At 55.6% G+C, this 17,512-nt stretch carries 16 protein-coding genes; 9 read left to right on the plus strand and 7 right to left on the minus strand.

Features of this window, described 5'->3' with window-relative positions:
* Positions 1–22 precede the first annotated feature (22 nt).
* The 6 genes from acrA (at position 23) to O1722_RS17880 (ending at position 6,860) form a co-directional block, all read left to right on the plus strand.
* Positions 23–1,216: a multidrug efflux RND transporter periplasmic adaptor subunit AcrA gene (gene acrA, locus O1722_RS17855; RefSeq protein ID WP_017694395.1), complete on the plus strand. Its 1,194-nt coding sequence runs from the start codon at positions 23–25 to the stop codon at positions 1,214–1,216.
* Between the two features lie 22 nt (positions 1,217–1,238).
* Positions 1,239–4,385, plus strand: coding sequence for a multidrug efflux RND transporter permease subunit AcrB (gene acrB, locus O1722_RS17860; RefSeq protein ID WP_033486650.1), 3,147 nt, complete (start codon positions 1,239–1,241; stop codon positions 4,383–4,385).
* Between the two features lie 510 nt (positions 4,386–4,895).
* Positions 4,896–5,270, plus strand: coding sequence for an Hha toxicity modulator TomB (gene tomB, locus O1722_RS17865; protein WP_006809850.1), 375 nt, complete (start codon positions 4,896–4,898; stop codon positions 5,268–5,270).
* Between the two features lie 27 nt (positions 5,271–5,297).
* Positions 5,298–5,516: an HHA domain-containing protein gene (locus tag O1722_RS17870; protein WP_015571250.1), complete on the plus strand. Its 219-nt coding sequence runs from the start codon at positions 5,298–5,300 to the stop codon at positions 5,514–5,516.
* Between the two features lie 208 nt (positions 5,517–5,724).
* Entirely contained in the window at positions 5,725–6,276 is a 552-nt protein-coding gene (gene maa / locus O1722_RS17875; RefSeq protein WP_015571251.1) for a maltose O-acetyltransferase, read from the plus strand.
* A 116-nt stretch (positions 6,277–6,392) separates the two neighbouring features.
* Complete coding sequence (locus O1722_RS17880; RefSeq protein ID WP_023296041.1) at positions 6,393–6,860, plus strand: YlaC family protein; 468 nt, start codon at positions 6,393–6,395, stop codon at positions 6,858–6,860.
* On the opposite strand, the gene pdxR is transcribed toward O1722_RS17880, so the two are convergent.
* Positions 6,832–8,292 (minus strand): MocR-like pyridoxine biosynthesis transcription factor PdxR, encoded by a 1,461-nt coding sequence (pdxR, locus tag O1722_RS17885; protein ID WP_033486652.1) that lies wholly within the window; start codon positions 8,290–8,292, stop codon positions 6,832–6,834. The genes O1722_RS17880 and pdxR overlap by 29 nt on opposite strands.
* Positions 8,293–8,393: 101 nt before the next feature.
* Here pdxR and O1722_RS17890 point away from each other — a divergent pair, with 101 nt between their 5' ends.
* Positions 8,394–9,104: a GNAT family N-acetyltransferase gene (locus tag O1722_RS17890; protein WP_033486653.1), complete on the plus strand. Its 711-nt coding sequence runs from the start codon at positions 8,394–8,396 to the stop codon at positions 9,102–9,104.
* On the opposite strand, the gene ykgO is transcribed toward O1722_RS17890, so the two are convergent.
* Together ykgO and O1722_RS17900 are read right to left on the minus strand one after the other, a co-directional pair.
* Positions 9,101–9,241: a type B 50S ribosomal protein L36 gene (gene ykgO / locus O1722_RS17895; protein WP_003859006.1), complete on the minus strand. Its 141-nt coding sequence runs from the start codon at positions 9,239–9,241 to the stop codon at positions 9,101–9,103. The genes O1722_RS17890 and ykgO overlap by 4 nt on opposite strands.
* Before the next feature lie 2 nt (positions 9,242–9,243).
* Positions 9,244–9,504, minus strand: coding sequence for a type B 50S ribosomal protein L31 (locus O1722_RS17900; RefSeq protein ID WP_015571255.1), 261 nt, complete (start codon positions 9,502–9,504; stop codon positions 9,244–9,246).
* A 217-nt stretch (positions 9,505–9,721) separates the two neighbouring features.
* On the opposite strand from O1722_RS17900, the gene O1722_RS17905 reads away from it, so the two are divergent.
* The gene (locus O1722_RS17905; protein ID WP_015571257.1) at positions 9,722–11,290 is read left to right on the plus strand and encodes an EAL domain-containing protein; all 1,569 of its coding nucleotides are present in this window, start codon (positions 9,722–9,724) and stop codon (positions 11,288–11,290) included.
* On the opposite strand, the gene O1722_RS17910 is transcribed toward O1722_RS17905, so the two are convergent.
* Positions 11,283–11,555 carry a metal-sensing transcriptional repressor gene (locus tag O1722_RS17910; protein WP_015571258.1) on the minus strand — a complete coding sequence of 91 codons (273 nt, stop codon included), beginning with the start codon at positions 11,553–11,555 and terminating at the stop codon, positions 11,283–11,285. The two genes, O1722_RS17905 and O1722_RS17910, sit on opposite strands and share 8 nt — an antisense overlap.
* A gap of 134 nt (positions 11,556–11,689) precedes the next feature.
* Between O1722_RS17910 and O1722_RS17915 the strand changes: the two genes are divergently transcribed.
* A complete protein-coding gene (locus O1722_RS17915) occupies positions 11,690–12,505 on the plus strand; it encodes a nickel/cobalt efflux protein RcnA (RefSeq protein ID WP_033486655.1) in 816 nt (271 codons plus the stop codon).
* Between the two features lie 35 nt (positions 12,506–12,540).
* Here the strand turns inward: O1722_RS17915 and O1722_RS17920 are convergent, their stop codons facing one another.
* The 3 genes from O1722_RS17920 to yczE form a co-directional block, all read right to left on the minus strand.
* Positions 12,541–15,630 carry a beta-galactosidase gene (locus O1722_RS17920; RefSeq protein ID WP_033486658.1) on the minus strand — a complete coding sequence of 1,030 codons (3,090 nt, stop codon included), beginning with the start codon at positions 15,628–15,630 and terminating at the stop codon, positions 12,541–12,543.
* A gap of 103 nt (positions 15,631–15,733) precedes the next feature.
* Positions 15,734–16,804, minus strand: a complete 1,071-nt coding sequence (locus O1722_RS17925; protein WP_033486659.1) for a LacI family DNA-binding transcriptional regulator — start codon at positions 16,802–16,804, stop codon at positions 15,734–15,736.
* Between the two features lie 77 nt (positions 16,805–16,881).
* Positions 16,882–17,493: a membrane protein YczE gene (yczE, locus tag O1722_RS17930; RefSeq protein WP_033486660.1), complete on the minus strand. Its 612-nt coding sequence runs from the start codon at positions 17,491–17,493 to the stop codon at positions 16,882–16,884.
* Between the last annotated feature and the right edge of the window lie 19 nt (positions 17,494–17,512).

The raw sequence follows: 17,512 nt of genomic DNA on the forward strand, positions 1-17,512 counted from the left end.
ATCGGACACTCGAGGTTTACATATGAACAAAAACAGAGGGTTAACGCCTCTGGCGGTCGTTCTGATGCTCTCAGGCAGCTTAGCGCTTACAGGATGTGACGACAAACAGGCTCAACAAGGAGCTCAGCAGGTGCCAGAAGTTGGCGTCGTGACGCTCAAATCCGAACCTCTCCAGATGACAACAGAACTACCGGGCCGCACCAGCGCCTACCGCATTGCGGAAGTGCGTCCGCAGGTGAGCGGTATCATCCTGAAACGTAACTTCACCGAAGGCGGTGATGTCAAGGCAGGCGAGTCTCTGTATCAGATTGATCCAGCAACCTATCAGGCGTCTTATGAGAGCGCTAAGGGCGATCTGGCCAAAGCCGAAGCGGCAGCCAAAATCTCGCAGCTGACGTTGAATCGTTACAAGAAACTGCTCGGCACGCAGTACATCAGCCAACAGGATTACGATTCTGCCCTGGCCGATGCACAGCAAGCCAACGCAGCCGTTGTGGCGGCGAAAGCGGCGGTAGAAACCGCGCGTATTAACCTGGCCTACACCAAAGTGACCTCCCCTATCAGCGGTCGCATTGGTAAATCAGCCGTCACCGAAGGTGCGCTGGTGCAGAACGGTCAAACCAACGCGCTGGCCACCGTGCAGCAGCTCGACCCGATCTACGTTGACGTCACCCAGTCCAGCAACGATTTCCTGCGTCTCAAACAGGAGCTGGCTAACGGCACCCTGAAACAGGAAAACGGTAAAGCCAAAGTGGAACTGGTTACCAACGACGGTATCAAGTTCTCACAGACTGGCACACTGGAATTTTCTGATGTGACCGTCGATCAGACCACCGGCTCTATCACCATCCGGGCCATTTTCCCCAATCCGGATAAAACCCTGCTGCCCGGTATGTTCGTACGCGCCCGTCTTGAGGAAGGGACTAACCCAAGCGCCATTCTGGTTCCTCAGCAAGGTGTGACCCGTACGCCACGCGGTGATGCGAGCGCACTGGTTGTGGGTGCCGATAACAAAGTCGAAACACGCAATATCACTGCAACGCAGGCGATTGGCGACAAGTGGCTGGTAACGGAAGGTCTTAAAGATGGCGATCGCGTAATTATTACTGGTTTGCAAAAAGTTCGTCCTGGTGCGCAGGTCAAAGCTCAGGAAGTGAAATCTGACGACAAACAACAAGCGTCGGCCGCTGGCCAGTCAGAACAAACCAAGTCTTAACTTAAACAGGAGCCGTTAAGACATGCCTAATTTCTTTATCGATCGCCCCATATTTGCGTGGGTGATCGCCATAATCATCATGCTGGCCGGGGGACTTGCGATCCTGAAGCTGCCTGTCGCGCAATATCCAACGATTGCGCCGCCGGCAGTGACGATCTCCGCAACCTATCCGGGCGCTGATGCCAAAACGGTGCAGGATACCGTTACGCAGGTTATCGAACAGAACATGAACGGTATCGATAACCTGATGTACATGTCCTCAAACAGTGACTCAACCGGTACGGTTCAGATCACCCTGACCTTTGAATCCGGTACGGATGCGGACATTGCACAGGTTCAGGTGCAGAACAAATTGCAGCTGGCGATGCCTCTGCTGCCGCAGGAAGTACAACAGCAGGGCGTGAGCGTCGAGAAATCGTCCAGTAGCTTCCTGATGGTTGTCGGCGTGATCAACACCAACGGCACCATGACGCAGGAGGATATTTCCGACTACGTGGGCGCCAACATGAAGGACGCCATCAGCCGTACGTCTGGTGTGGGTGACGTTCAGCTGTTCGGTTCCCAGTACGCGATGCGTATCTGGATGGATCCGAATAAACTGAACAACTTCCAGCTGACGCCGGTTGACGTGATCAGCGCAATTAAAGCGCAGAACGCCCAGGTTGCCGCCGGTCAGTTGGGTGGTACACCGCCGGTGAAAGGCCAGCAGCTTAACGCGTCGATCATCGCGCAAACGCGTCTGACCTCCGCCGATGAGTTCAGCAAAATTCTGCTGAAGGTGAATCAGGACGGTTCGCAGGTTCGCCTGCGTGACGTGGCGAAGGTTGAGCTGGGCGGTGAGAACTACGACATCATTGCGAAGTTCAACGGTAAACCGGCTTCCGGTCTGGGTATCAAACTGGCGACGGGCGCGAACGCACTGGACACCGCGACGGCTATCCGTGCAGAACTGAAGAAGATGGAACCGTTCTTCCCGTCAGGTCTGAAAATCGTTTATCCGTATGACACCACGCCATTCGTTAAAATTTCGATTCACGAAGTGGTGAAAACCCTGGTTGAGGCGATCATTCTCGTCTTCCTGGTGATGTACTTGTTCCTGCAAAACTTCCGCGCAACGCTGATCCCAACCATCGCGGTGCCGGTTGTACTGCTCGGGACCTTCGCGGTGCTGGCGATATTTGGCTACTCGATAAACACCCTGACGATGTTCGGGATGGTGCTCGCCATCGGCTTGCTGGTGGATGACGCCATCGTGGTGGTCGAAAACGTCGAGCGTGTCATGGCGGAAGAAGGCCTGCCGCCGAAGGAAGCAACCCGTAAATCAATGGGCCAGATCCAGGGCGCGCTGGTCGGTATCGCGATGGTACTGTCTGCGGTATTTATCCCGATGGCCTTCTTTGGCGGCTCTACCGGTGCGATTTACCGTCAGTTCTCCATCACCATTGTTTCGGCGATGGCGCTGTCGGTACTGGTTGCACTGATCCTGACGCCAGCCCTGTGCGCGACGATGCTGAAGCCGATTCAGAAAGGCGGTCACGGCGAGCATAAGGGCTTCTTCGGCTGGTTCAACCGCATGTTTGATAAGAGTACGCACCACTACACCGACAGCGTGGGTAACATCCTGCGCAGCACCGGTCGTTACCTGCTGCTCTATATCATCATCGTGGTGGGGATGGCTTTCCTGTTCGTTCGTCTGCCAAGCTCGTTCCTGCCAGATGAAGACCAGGGCGTGTTCCTGAGTATGGCGCAGCTTCCGGCCGGTGCGACGCAAGAGCGTACGCAAAAGGTGCTGGATGAGATGACCGACTACTTCCTGACCAAAGAGAAAGACAACGTCGAATCCGTGTTTGCGGTTAACGGCTTTGGCTTCGCGGGTCGTGGTCAGAACACCGGTATCGCCTTCGTTTCTCTAAAAGACTGGTCTGAACGTCCGGGCGCAGAGAACAAGGTAGAAGCCATTACCGGCCGCGCGATGGGCACCTTCTCACAGATTAAAGATGCGATGGTCTTCGCCTTTAACCTGCCAGCGATTGTTGAACTGGGTACGGCGACCGGCTTCGACTTCCAGCTGATTGACCAGGGCGGTCTGGGCCACGAAAAACTGACTCAGGCGCGTAACCAGCTGTTTGGCGAGGTGGCAAAACACCCTGACCTGCTGGTGGGCGTTCGCCCTAACGGTCTGGAAGATACGCCGCAGTACAAGATCGATATCGACCAGGAAAAAGCGCAGGCGCTGGGTGTTTCCATCAGCGACATTAATACCACGCTGGGTGCAGCCTGGGGTGGCAGCTACGTCAACGACTTCATCGACCGTGGTCGCGTGAAGAAAGTCTACGTGATGTCCGAAGCGCAATACCGTATGCTGCCGAACGATATCAGCAACTGGTATGTTCGCGGCAGCGATGGCCAGATGGTGCCGTTCTCCGCCTTCTCAACCTCGCGCTGGGAATACGGTTCACCGCGTCTGGAGCGTTATAACGGCTTGCCATCGATGGAAATCCTCGGTCAGGCAGCGCCGGGCCGAAGCACCGGTGAAGCCATGAACCTGATGGAAGAACTGGCCAGCAAACTGCCTGCGGGTGTCGGCTACGACTGGACCGGCATGTCCTATCAGGAACGTCTGTCCGGTAACCAGGCCCCTGCCCTGTACGCCATTTCACTGATTGTGGTGTTCCTGTGTCTGGCGGCATTGTATGAGAGCTGGTCGATTCCATTCTCCGTTATGCTGGTGGTTCCGCTGGGGGTTATCGGTGCGCTGCTTGCCGCAACGTTCCGTGGGCTGACCAACGACGTTTACTTCCAGGTGGGCCTGCTGACAACCATTGGCTTGTCGGCGAAGAACGCGATACTAATCGTCGAATTCGCCAAAGATCTGATGGAGAAAGAAGGAAAAGGCCTGATTGAAGCAACGCTGGAAGCCGTTCGTATGCGTTTGCGTCCAATCCTGATGACGTCCCTGGCATTTATCCTCGGCGTTATGCCGCTGGTTATCAGCTCCGGCGCGGGCTCCGGCGCACAGAACGCAGTAGGTACCGGCGTAATGGGTGGGATGGTAACCGCGACCGTTCTTGCGATCTTCTTCGTACCGGTGTTCTTCGTGGTGGTTCGCCGCCGCTTCAGTCGTAAGAATGAAGACGTTGAGCACAATCATTCGGTAGAACATCACTGATACCGGTTTCACATGATAAAAAGGCCGCATTTGCGGCCTTTTTCTTTTTCAGAAAAAATCATAAAATAGACCTATTGCCTTTCTATTTATTTTCCTCTTTTTTAATAAGGCCTATCATAATAGGCCGATAACTTACACCAGGAACTCAGCATTCTTTTATTATCATTTCGTGACGTAAATTATTCGGACTATTCCTAAGCAATGGAAAATATCTGAAGATATCTGGTTTCGGACTTCACATGAAACTTTGCGCTAACTCAATGAATTCTAAGGAACCGATAAAAATCGTCTTTTTTATTGATTAACGCGTTCGCTGCAAAAGGTAGATTTGCGTAAAGGCTCGAACAGTAACGATTTAATTGTAATTTTTCGTAATAGCGCGGTGAAATCTTGATCAGAGTGGCTTATAGTTAGAGTTATCAGGAACACAGCTCCCGTGTAGCTAAGCAAGTTGTATCCATCCCGACATGATGTTCGGTGAGTAAAAAATCACTCAGAAGGGGATGCGCTATGGACGAGTACTCGCCAAAAAGGCATGATATCGCGCAGTTGAAATTTCTCTGCGAATCCTTGTACCATGACTGCCTTGCCAATCTTGAAGAAAGTAACCATGGCTGGGTGAACGATCCAACGTCTGCTATCAATTTACAGCTTAACGAGCTGATCGAGCATATCGCCACCTTCGCACTTAATTATAAAATTAAGTACAATGAAGATAATAAGTTGATAGAGCAAATTGATGAATACCTGGACGACACCTTTATGTTGTTCAGCAGCTACGGCATTAACGCACAGGATTTGCAGAAATGGCGTAAATCAGGAAACCGTCTATTTCGCTGCTTCACTAATGTCAGCAGAGCTAATCCGGTTAGTCTTTCCTGTTAAAATTATTACAATTACTAAGGTGAATTTATGTCTGATAAACCATTAACAAAAGTCGATTATTTGATGCGCCTGCGACGCTGCCAGTCAATTGACACTCTCGAACGTGTTATTGAGAAAAATAAATACGAGCTGTCTGATAATGAACTGGCGGTATTTTATTCAGCTGCCGACCATCGTCTTGCTGAGCTGACCATGAATAAACTGTATGACAAGATCCCCTCTTCGGTGTGGAAATTTGTTCGTTAATCGTTGAAGAGAGACTGTAAAGGCATTACGCCCGTTGTTAAGCTGAATTTACCTTTCGAATTACGCTTCAAATGCAAACGCCAGGTTCCCGTATAAAACGTATTTATGCGCAAGAATGTTGTGACTCCCGTCACAGCCACTTTTAGGGAACGTTCCCTTTCTGGTTAATCCTCTTTACGCTGCGTAAAACGATTCCAGAGAGGTTCCCATGAGTGAAGAAAAACAGAAGATGATTGCAGGTGAATATTACCGCCCTGGCGATGACACGCTGAGGGCTGACCGTTTACGCGCGCGTCATCTTGTTCACCGCTATAACCATACCGCACCCGATGAGAAGGCCGAACGTCGCGCCTTATTAGCTGACCTATTGGGTCAAAGCGAAGGTGCCTATATAGAGCCAAGCTTCCGCTGCGACTACGGGTATAACATCTATCTGGGCAACAATTTTTACGCTAACTTCGATTGCGTCATGCTGGACGTCTGCCCTGTACGCATTGGCGATAACTGTATGCTTGCGCCGGGAGTGCACATTTATACGGCCACGCATCCTCTGGATGCGACCGAACGTAACAGCGGGCTGGAGTACGGTAAACCGGTCACCATTGGTGATAATGTCTGGATCGGCGGACGCGCGGTGATTAATCCAGGCGTGACCATTGGCGATAATGCCGTTATCGCTTCCGGCGCGGTAGTGACCAAAGACGTGCCGGCCAATGCGGTAGTGGGCGGGAATCCGGCGAAAATCATTAAAATGATCTAAGCGCATCCTGAGTAACTGTTATGCTTTTTCCTGGCATAACTGTTACTTTCATCGCATAAACCCCTCTCATAAAATAGGCAGATCACCTGTATTTTTAACAATCATAAAGGCAAAAAATGACAGAGATACAGCGCCTGCTTACCGCCACCATCGACGATCTCAATACCCGCGAAAAGCGCGACAATCGCCCGCGCTTTAGCATCAGCTTTATTCGCAAACACCCCGGATTGTTCGTCGCCATGTACGCCGCCTGGCTGGCAACGCTTATCGTCATGCTGAAGTCTGAAACACTGGTCGATTCCGTCTGGCTACTGGTTGTGCTGTTCGTGGTGTTTAACGCGTTTTTCTTTTTCGACGTCAATCCGCGTTACCGGTATGAAGATATCGACGTACTCGATTTCCGCGTGTGCTACAACGGGGAGTGGTACAACACGCGTTACGTGCCGAAGGAGCTGATCGACAATATCCTGCTCTCGCCGGCCGTCGAAGCCGGGCAAAAAGAGAAGTTGCAGAAAATGGTCATCACTAAGGGCCAGCTCTCTTTTTATGATGTCTTTACCCTTTCCCGCCCCACTGCTGTGTAATGAGCGCCTGAAGACGTCGGATACCCGGCGCAAACTGCGAAGCAGAGGTATTACCGTAACCTAAAACCAGACCGGTTTGCCCCTGCTTCGTCTCAAGGTAATACCCGCTCAGCGCAGCGGGTGCCAGCTGAAACGCTCTCGCCTGCTCCACCAGCCGCTGGTCGTCGATACCGTCAATCGCCAGCGTCAGGTGCATTCCCCCTTCCCCGGCAAGAACACGGTGCGGCGTATGAAGCTCTGCGCTCAGCACCTCCCGCAGCTGGCGGTAACGCTTACGATAAAGGCGGCGCATGGCGGCAAGATGTCGTGCATAGTGGCCTTCCTCAATAAACAGCGCCAGGGTGCGCTGTTCAGCGCGATGCCCGCCGCGCAGCAGCGAGCCGATGGCCGGACGCGCCGCCTTCGCCAGCGCTGGCGGTAACACCATGAACCCCATCCGGAGCGATGGAAACAGCGTTTTGCTGAACGTCCCCAGATACACAACGGGCGCATTGTTGACCATTCCGAGCATCGCCGGGACGGGCTCACCGGTATAACGAAATTCGCTGTCGTAATCATCCTCAATGATCCACGCGCTGTGCTGCCGGGCCAGTTCCAGCAGCGCCAGACGCCGCCGCGCGCTGAGCACGCTTCCGCAAGGGAACTGATGCGATGGCGAGGTAAAAATCAGCGTGGGTGAAGGCGCAGACAGCCCTTCCCAGCACATCCCCTCGTCATCCACCGGTATGCCGGACATCGCCAGGCCGGTTTTGACGAAAGCGCTTTTGGCGCCGCTATAGCCGGGATTTTCCACCCAGGCAACATCCCCCGGCTCGCTTAACAGCATCGTGCACAGATTGACGCCCTCCAGCGCCCCTTCGGTTATCACAATCTGGCTGGCATCGCAGTCAATGCCGCGGGACAGCGCAAGGTGGCGGGCAACGGCGGCCCGCAGCGTCGGCTCGCCGGCCGGGTCGCCATACCCTAACAGGGTGCTTCCCTCCTCGCGCAGAACACGATCGTACAACCGCCGCCACAGCGGTAAGGGGAAATAGTTGATGGCAGGCGTTCCCGGCGTAAACGCCATCACCGGGGTGTCGCGCGGCACAGGCGCGGGCAGCAGGGCGACACGTTTTGTCAGCCTGACGTCCGGGTCCGGTAATGTCCGGGTAATCGTCCGAGGAGCGAATTGCCCCACCCGCGTACCCTGGCGGCTACGCAGCAAATAACCTTCGAGCGTGAGCTGGTCCAGCGCCGCATTGACGGTGTTTCGGGACACCGAGATCTGCTGCGCCAGCGTTCGCGAGCCGGGCAAATGGCTGCCGGACCGAAGCCTTCCGCACAGTATGGCCTCCCGCAAAGCAAGATAGAGCGCACGCTGGAGCGTCTCTTCCCCACGTTTTTTCAGCGCAGCATGGAGCAAGGTGTAAAGCTCATCACCCGGTATATTCATCATTCCTCCTCGTGGTACCAGAAAAACATAGCCTGGTGGTTCTTTTTAAGGAACCAGCAATTCATTAATCTGGAGATCTTTTCAATTTGACGGGAATAAAGATGAATACATTCAATGAGTTTGGACAACCTGTAGGCGAAAGCCTTTTCGACTGGCAGCCTCGCCCGCACCCGTCCCGGGTGGTACTTCAGGGTCGCTATTGTCGGCTTGAGCCGCTGCGCGTGGAGCATGCCCCGGCGTTGTTCTCTGCGTATTCCCTGGCCGGAGATACCCGAAGCTGGACGTGGCTGCTGCGTGAACCCGATACCACCGCAGAGGAGTTTGCCAAATGGGTGGCGAGCGTGAGCGAATTAGCCGATCCCATCCACTATACCGTTATCGATAACCAGACCCAGTCTCCTGTCGGGACGCTGTCCCTGATGCGGATCGATCCTAAAAACGGCGTTGTGGAAGTGGGACATGTTCACTTCTCGTCACTGTTAAGTCGCACGCCCATGTCGACAGAAGCGCAGTATCTGCTGATGCGGTACGTGTTCGATACCCTGGGCTACCGGCGTTATGAATGGAAGTGCAACAGCCTGAACGAACCCTCCCGCAAAGCGGCTCTGCGTCTGGGCTTTCAGTTTGAAGGGCGTTTTCGCCAGGCGCTGGTCATTAAAGGCCGAAACCGGGACACCGACTGGTTTTCAATTCTCGACAAAGAGTGGCCAGCGCTGGCGAGCGCGTTTGAAAGCTGGCTTGCCACCGACAATTTTACCGCCGATGGCAAACAGAAAAGCTCCCTGGAAAGCTGGCGAGAGACGCGCGTTTAGCGTCTTTTTTTACGTCCCTGCACCGCCTTAAAGCGCGGGTTAGATTTGCAGATCACGTATAAGCGTCCCTTGCGTTTGACGATCTGGCAATCCGGGTGACGCTGTTTTGCACTGCGCAATGAGTTCAGCACCTGCATGATTAGCCTCGCTTCGCATCAAGAAAGCCACCAAAACGCTTGCGGAAGCGTGCCGCGCTGCCATCCGTCGAGAAGGTCTTCTGTTTCCCGGTATAAAACGGATGTGATTTAGAGGAGACATCAAGGGTAACGTAGGGATACGTTTTCCCCTCCAGCTCAATTTCACGGTCTGTCTTAATTGTTGAGCCGACTTTAAAGTATTCATTAGCCGTGGTGTCGTGAAACACAACGGTGCGATAGGTTGGATGGATATTCGGTTTCATCTCTGGCCTTCATGTATTGTTATAACATAACAAAATACTATCTGAGCTTTGCTGCAAAAACAACCCCTGTCACGCACAGCCTGTTTTTGAAAGGTTGATTCAGATACCTGCCTGAGACTGTCACATGCTATAACTATATCATTTAGCGATAAAAAACTTTTTCTTCTGGCGCGCAAACTCCAGGCCCAAGGTGGGCATATGGAAAGGATAAAGCAGCATGCGAACCCGACATCTGGTCAGCCTGGTAACAGGCATACTGATCTTCTCTGTGCTGGTCCCTGTGTGCCTCAGTATCTGGCTGGCGCATCGTCAGGCAGAGGATAAATTTGTGGACGCTCTGGACAGCTATGCCTCGCGCGTCCTGATCCGTACCGACAGAGTCGTTGCGCAGGCAAAACAGGCGCTCACGCACCTACAGACATTCCACGCCCCACCCTGCACTCCCCCGCATTTACGCGAAATGCGTCGGGTTGAATTCTCATGGCGCTATATTCAGGAAGTGATGTATATCGATAACCTGAAGCCGCTCTGCTCATCCCTTGAACAATCCAGTAATACGGCGATCTTACCGCCCCCGATGCGGATCACCGCAGACGGGTATAGCGCGTGGCTCACCTCGCAAAACGACCTCGGCATTCACCGCTATATGGCCGTTCTGGGGAAAGGACATTATCTGGTGATGGTTGATCCTGCCTCGCTTGTGGATGTTGTCCCGTTTGGTGAAATTTCGATGGATGCCGCCCTGGTGGGCAGTGAAACCCATCGGATATTTGCCAGAAGCAATATTGTCGACCCGTATATTCTTTCTGTCGTTAAGGAGCAGCAGGACGTTACGCGCGTACAATACAACGGCTCGATGTACGTGTTGAAACCTGTACCCGAACTGGGGTTTACGGTGATCGCGTGGGCGTCGTTAAAACCGCTGGCGGAATCCTGGCACCAGCAGCTGATCATCTGGCTACCGGCTGGCATCTTGCTAAGCCTGGCTGCTGCCCTTATTGTCCTGCGCATCCTCCGCCGTTTGTTATCCCCGCGTAACCGCCTGATCGACGCAATCAACAACCGGGAGATCGAGGTTTACTATCAGCCCATCGTGGCGCTGTGCAGTGGAAAACTGGTGGGTGCTGAAGCGCTGATGCGCTGGCCGCAGCCAGATGGCAGTCACCTGTCGCCCAATCTCTTTGTGCCGCTGGCTGAGCAGACGGGGCTTATTTCAACGCTGACGCAGCTGGTGGTGAATAAGGTGTTTGAGGATTTAGGCGCCTGGCTGCATCATCATCCGGAACTGCACATTTCTGTCAACCTTGCGCCATCGGATTTAACGTCCCCCGAGCTGCCTCGCCAGCTGAGTCAGTTGCTCAACAAATGGGGCGTCCACCCGCGCCAGATCGCCCTTGAATTAACCGAGCGCGGCTTTGCCGATCCCGCCGTCAGCGTGCCTGCCATCGCTGCGTTTCGCCGCGCCGGGCACGCTATCTACATTGATGATTTTGGTACGGGTTACTCCAGCCTGAGCTATTTGCAGGATCTGGATGTCGATACCCTGAAGATTGATAAATCCTTTGTGGATGCGCTGGAGTACAAGAACGTGACTCCCCACATCATCGAAATGGCCAAATCGCTTAAACTGGCGATGGTCGCAGAAGGCATTGAAACTGAAGGGCAGATCGAATGGTTGCATCGCCACGGCGTGCAGTACGGCCAGGGCTGGTATTTCAGCAAGGCGCTGCCTAAAGAGGATTTCATTCTCTGGGCCGGGCACAATCTGGAGAAGCACATTACTTAAGGTACGATTTGATCACCTGCATCACGACCCCGAGATCGGCCTCGCGCTGCGCTTCCTCTGGCTCTTTCACCACGTGATCGGTTAAATGTCCCTCAATTACTTGCATCATCATACCGTTTACCGCGCCCCTGATCGCCGCCAGCTGCTGTAACACCTCGGCGCATTCATGATCGCTGTTGAGCATTTTTTCCAGCGCAGCGCTTTGCCCCTGAATTTTTTTCAGGCGGGTCAATAACTTCTTTTTATCACGAACTGTGTGTGACATCGCTTAGCTCCTCTTTGGTGGCGTAAAAAGCATATCACGCTCTACTCCCCCTGGGTATTTTTCTACTGGGGGGTAGTATTATACTACTGGGGGGGAGTAGTATTCTCGGCATGTTTTCCACCCCGGAATGTTCAATGAACGCTTTTTCTTCTCTTCTTCAGCAGGGTAACGCCTGGCTGTTTGTCCCCAGCGCCATCCTGCTTGGCGCGCTCCACGGCCTCGAGCCAGGCCATTCAAAAACAATGATGGCGGCTTTCATTGTGGCGATCCGCGGTACGCTGAAACAGGCTGTGTTGCTTGGGTTGTCCGCAACGCTGTCTCATACGGCGGTCGTCTGGATCATTGCGATGGCGGGATTATGGTTTGGTCGGGGATGGGACGCAGATACATCTGAGCCCTGGTTTCAGTTGATTTCCGGGGTTCTGATCGTGTTGATCGCCCTGTGGATGGCGTGGCGAACCTGGCAGGAGAGCCAGCCGCATCACCACCATGATGATCATCATCACCATCATGATCATCACGACCACGCGCATCATCACGACCACACGTCTCCTCTGGTTGAAGAGGAGTGGCAGGATGCCCACCAGCGCGCACACGCCCAGGACATTAACCGACGCTTCAACGGTAAAGAGGTCACCACCGGGCAAATCGCGCTATTCGGCCTGACCGGTGGGCTTATCCCCTGTCCGGCCTCCATTACGGTGCTGATGATCTGCCTGCAACTGAAACATTTCGCGCTCGGCGCCACGCTGGTGTTCAGTTTCAGTATCGGACTGGCGCTCACTCTCGTCGCCTCTGGCGCAATTGCCGCATTAAGCATGAAACATGCGGCGAAGCGCTGGCCCGGCTTTAGCGCCTTTTCGCGCAAGGCGCCGTGGATCTCAGCGGCACTGATCGCGGTAGTCGGGATTTATATGAGCATTCACGGCGCAAGCGGGATCCTGAGATAAGCATTGCGGCCACGGCAGTGGCCGCACGTGTCGGCTCAGCCGTTCTGCTGCCAGCTAAACGTGTAGCGCAGCCGGCGGTTTTGCAGAATGAAGGCCGGGGCTACGCTCGGGCTCCATGAGTCGTCCCCCCCTACGCCCATGTGAAACGCATCAAGATTCAACCAGCAGCCAGCCTCTTCCCGCAGCAAATGCTGATGCGTTGTCTCATGCAGCTGCCGCTGGCTATAACGGCTCAGGGAGAAATGGAACTGTCCCTGCAACTGATGGGAGCCAAACGTCAGCTCGCGGGTGTCGCAGCGCAAACCGTTCTCCGTCGGGAAGATATACGGCGTCTGCATCTCTTCCAGCGGTAACGCCCAGCGCCCCTGCTGCGCCGCCAGTTTTCTGTCCGGATAGTTCTCCAGCGGGCCTAGCCCCAGCCAGCGCACCGTTTCCGGGATATCCGCCAGCATAACGCTCAGGCCCACGCGAGCGGGCTCAGGAATGTCAGACGCCACCGTCACCTGCACATCACCGTGCAGCACCCCGTGGTCATCAATCCGCCAGAGCTTGCAGCTGATAAACAGCGCTTTACCCTGATGCTCCCAGACGTGCTGCGTGGTCACCACCACCTCACGGGCATGCTGCTCCGCTTCACACTGGAGGAGGCGCGAGGACATCTCATACATCCCCGCCGCTTTCCAGCGTTCCACCCACGCGTTCGGATCGATGCGGGTCGCCTCGCTGACGCCAATGTCATTGTCCAGCGGCGCGCGGGTGAAGTTATCCGTTAGCGGGGAACGGAGCGTTTCAGCGCCCTCGTTCCACCACTGGGTCAGGTTTCCGGTGAGACGGCTAAACTGCCAGCGCTGCTGCTGATGAGTAATGTCCAGCGCTTCGTCCTGCACCGTTAGCTGCGGAGGGGTTCCGCCTGCTTTCGGTGGCGCAAGGTACAGCGGAGCCGGGAGCGGCCACTGATCCCAGGCACAACGGTGGCCGGGCGGCGACCACGGCGTGGCCTGAGGCTGAACGATCTCCACGTTGAGCCAGACCTCGCCCGGCTCAGCGTCAAGCTCAGGCAGCGGGATCTCAACGCGCTGCGTCTCCTGAGGCGCAACAGAAAGGGGTGTTTCGCCGGAAGCCAATACCGCACCGTCACGCGCCACTGACCATCGCAGATGCTCGTTGTCAGTATGACGGAACAGATAATCGCTCTGGATATCGACGACCAGCGGAACGGTGCTCACCAGCGTAAAGGTAAAGAACTGCTGGGCACGCTGCGCCTCGTAAAGGGCGGGGTGCGGAGTGCGATCGGGAAACACCAGCCCGTTGAGGCAGAACTGACGGTCGTTGGGCTTATCGCCAAAATCGCCGCCGTAGGCCCAGAATGCCGTGCCGTCTTCCGCTTTTTTCGTCAGCGCCTGATCGACCCAGTCCCAGACAAACCCGCCCTGCAACCGGGGATGGCTGCGGAATGCCTGCCAGTAGCTGGCAAAGCCGCCAAAGCTGTTGCCCATCGCGTGGGCATACTCGCACAGGATCAGCGGACGGGTTTCGTCCGGCATGCCGATCCACTTTTTAATCGACCACTTTGGCACCGCCGGGAATGGCTGATCCTGATCGACGCGGGCATACATCGGGCAGACAATATCGGTAGCGGCCGTACTGGCGCCACCGCCTTCGTACTGCACCGGCCGCGTGGGATCGGCGGTTTTCAGCCAGCGGTACAGCGCATCGTGATTCGCCCCATGCCCGGACTCATTCCCCAGGGACCAGATGATGATGGACGGATGATTCCGGTCCCGCTGCACCATACGCGTTACGCGTTCGCTCATGGCAGGCAACCAGCGCGGATCGTCCGCCAGGCGGCTCATCGGCACCATGCCGTGGGTTTCAATATTCGCCTCATCGACCACGTACAGGCCGTAGCGATCGCAAAGCGTGTACCACAGAGGATGGTTCGGATAATGCGAGCAGCGCACGGCGTTGAAGTTATGCTGCTTCATCAGTTCGATGTCGCGGCGCATGGTCGCCTCATCCATCACCTGCCCCTTCTCAGGATGATGTTCGTGACGGTTCACGCCGCGGATCAGCAGCGGTTTGCCGTTAAGCTTTAGCAGGCCGTTGCTGATTTCGACGCGTCTGAAACCGACATCGCAGGCTTCAGTCTCCAGCACGTTACCCTGGGCATCCCGAAGCGACATTGTCAGCCGATAGCATTCCGGTGTTTCAGCGCTCCACAGCGCGGGAGCGTTCACGGGGATCGCCACCGTGAGCCGTTCTGCCCAACTGCCACGTTCGTCCACGATGGCCGATCCGGGCTGCTGCGTGATTTGCGCGCAGGCTTCGCCGTTACGCCACAGGGTAAACGCCACCTCGCATTCGGCGTATCGTGAGCCTTCCAGCGCAACGTCAACCCGGAGTATCGCCCGATCGCATTCGGCATTCAGATCGGTCACGATCTGATAATCGGCAATTCGCGTTTCCGGCTTGTGCAGCAGCGAGACGTCACGGAAAATGCCGCTCATACGCCACATGTCCTGATCTTCCAGGTAGCTTCCGTCGCACCAGCGTAACACCATCACCGCCAGGCGGTTCTGCCCCGGTCGCAGCACCGCGCTGAGATCGAACTCCGCAGGCAGACGGCTGTCCTGCGAATAGCCCACCCACTGGCCGTTACACCACAGATGAAAAGCTGAATTCACCCCGTCAAAAATAATGCGGGTTTGCCCGCTGTACAGCCAGGCGTCATCCATCTCAAATGTGAGCGAGTAACAACCGGTTGGGTTGTCAGCCGGAACATACGGCGGGTTCACATTTATCGGATAGGTGACGTTGGTATAGATGGGAGTATCAAATCCCTCCATCTGCCAGTTCGACGGCACGGGCATCTCAACGGCGTCAGCCAGATCGTCCGTTATCCATGCCTCGGGAACCTGCTCTGGCGCCGGGAAAAAGCTGAATCGCCAGACGCCGTTAAGCAGACGCTTGCTTAGCGAAAGTTTATCCTCGCGGGCGAAGGTTTCATCGCGCCAGCTATGAAAAGGCGCGTGTGTGGCCAGACGATTCCACTGCGTCACGCCCGGGTTTTCCCAGTCACGACGCGCCAGAAGTGCGCTGAGGGTCAGCGGCAATGTAGAAGACATATCAACCTCTTTGCGAAGCGCTCACAATTTCAGCCAACATGCCCTGGTAAACGGTGGCGGTAAAGACTTTGATCGTCACCAAGCGAGCACGATCACAAAAGTGCTAGCTGCGCGCCAGTTTCTCCGCCAGCAGCGCCAGCGTTCTGAGCTGTTGCGCCAGATCTTCACGATCGGCCTGCTGTGCGGCGCGCGGCGCGGTGGAATGACGTACTATCAACGTAACGGGAAGTTGTTCCTGCCAGCATTCGTCGTGATGGTCAGGTGCCATCAGCCACTCCACGCTGCGCTCACCGGCCTCGCGGAACGCCTGCCGAACGGTGGTGAGCGGAGGTGAAAACCACGCGCTGTCAGCCGTATCATCAAACCCGACAACCGAGATCTGCCCCGGTACCGCAACGCCTTTTTCCGCACAGGCGCGTAAAACGCCAAGCGCCATCTGATCGTTAGCGACGAGGATCGCCTCCGGCAGCTGCGCGCCCGCCAGGAGCTGATGCCCTTTCTCATAGCCCGAGGCCGCGCTCCAGTCGCCCTGCGCCACCGCAAACGCCTCCACACCGGCCTGAGCCAACGTGGTTTTCCATCCCACCAGACGAGCCCGGGCAGAGACTGAACTTTCCGGCCCGGCGAGCAGTGCAATTCGCTGGTGCCCCAGCGAAAGCAGATGCTCTGCCCCCAGGCCAGCGCCCTGTTCGGCATTGAAAACAAGGCTGTTAACCCGAGCTGTGGGGGAAACATCGAGAAAAAGAACCGGGGTCGGCGAGGCCATTTCCTGAAGCATTTCTGCCTGTGCATCTTCCAGCGGAACGTTCACCAGCAGCGCCTCCACGCGCTGCGCCAGTAATTCCTGCAAAGCAGCCTGACACTGCGCGGGTTGCTCCACCATGGAGATGAGTACGCTAGCCCCCTGCTCCACTGCACGGGATTTTACAGCTGAGGCGATTTGCGACGGCGCATGCAGCGCCAGATCGCTGGTCATTAGCCCCAGCGTGCGGGTACGTTTCCCGGCCAGCTGCTGCGCGCCACGGTTAGGCACATAGTGTAGCGCCGCCATGGCCTGCCGGACCTTTTCCCGCGTACGGGCAGAAACGTGTTCTGCGTCGTTAATCACCCGGGAAACGGTCTGATAGGAAACCCCCGCCACGCGGGCAACGTCATAAAGAGTGATCGCTTTCATACATTCTGGCGTCGTAAAAAGAGAAGTCTCTATTCTGACACAGTTACGCCATCATAGCCTGTGAGCGCTTCGCAAAATTAAACAATCCGCTCCGGCCGCGCGGCTTTCTGAATGCGCGGTCCCTGACGAAACCACGGCAAACAGAGCTGGATCAGCGGGCCGATGGTTAATGCATACAGTACGGTTCCAACGCCAAACGCTCCCCCGAGGAGGTAGCCGACGATCAACACGGTCACCTCGATCGCGGTACGCACGCTGCGGATCGACCAGCCCAGCCGGGCATGTATGCCGGTCATCAGACCATCGCGCGGGCCTGCGCCAAAACCCGCGCCGATATACATCCCGGTGGCAAGGGCGTTAACCACAATGCCGGAAACCAGCAGGGTGATGCGCACGGGCAGCGAGGTGAACTCAGGGATCAGCGCCATTGACGCATCGGCCGCCAGACCAATACAAATCACATTACTGATAGTACCCAGTCCCGGCAGCTGACGCAGCGGGATCCACAGCAGCAGCACCGCGGCCCCGGTTAAAATAATCACCGTGCCGATGCTCATCCCGGTCTGGATGGCGACGCCAAGGTGAAAGACATCCCACGGGTCGACACCCAGATCCGAACGAATAAACATCGCGGTTGAAAGCCCGTACAAGCCTAAACCGACATAAAGTTGTACCAGACGACGTACCATTTTCTCTTCTCCGAAGAAC

The organism is Enterobacter cloacae complex sp. HYC003_NIDB, from assembly GCF_056673375.1.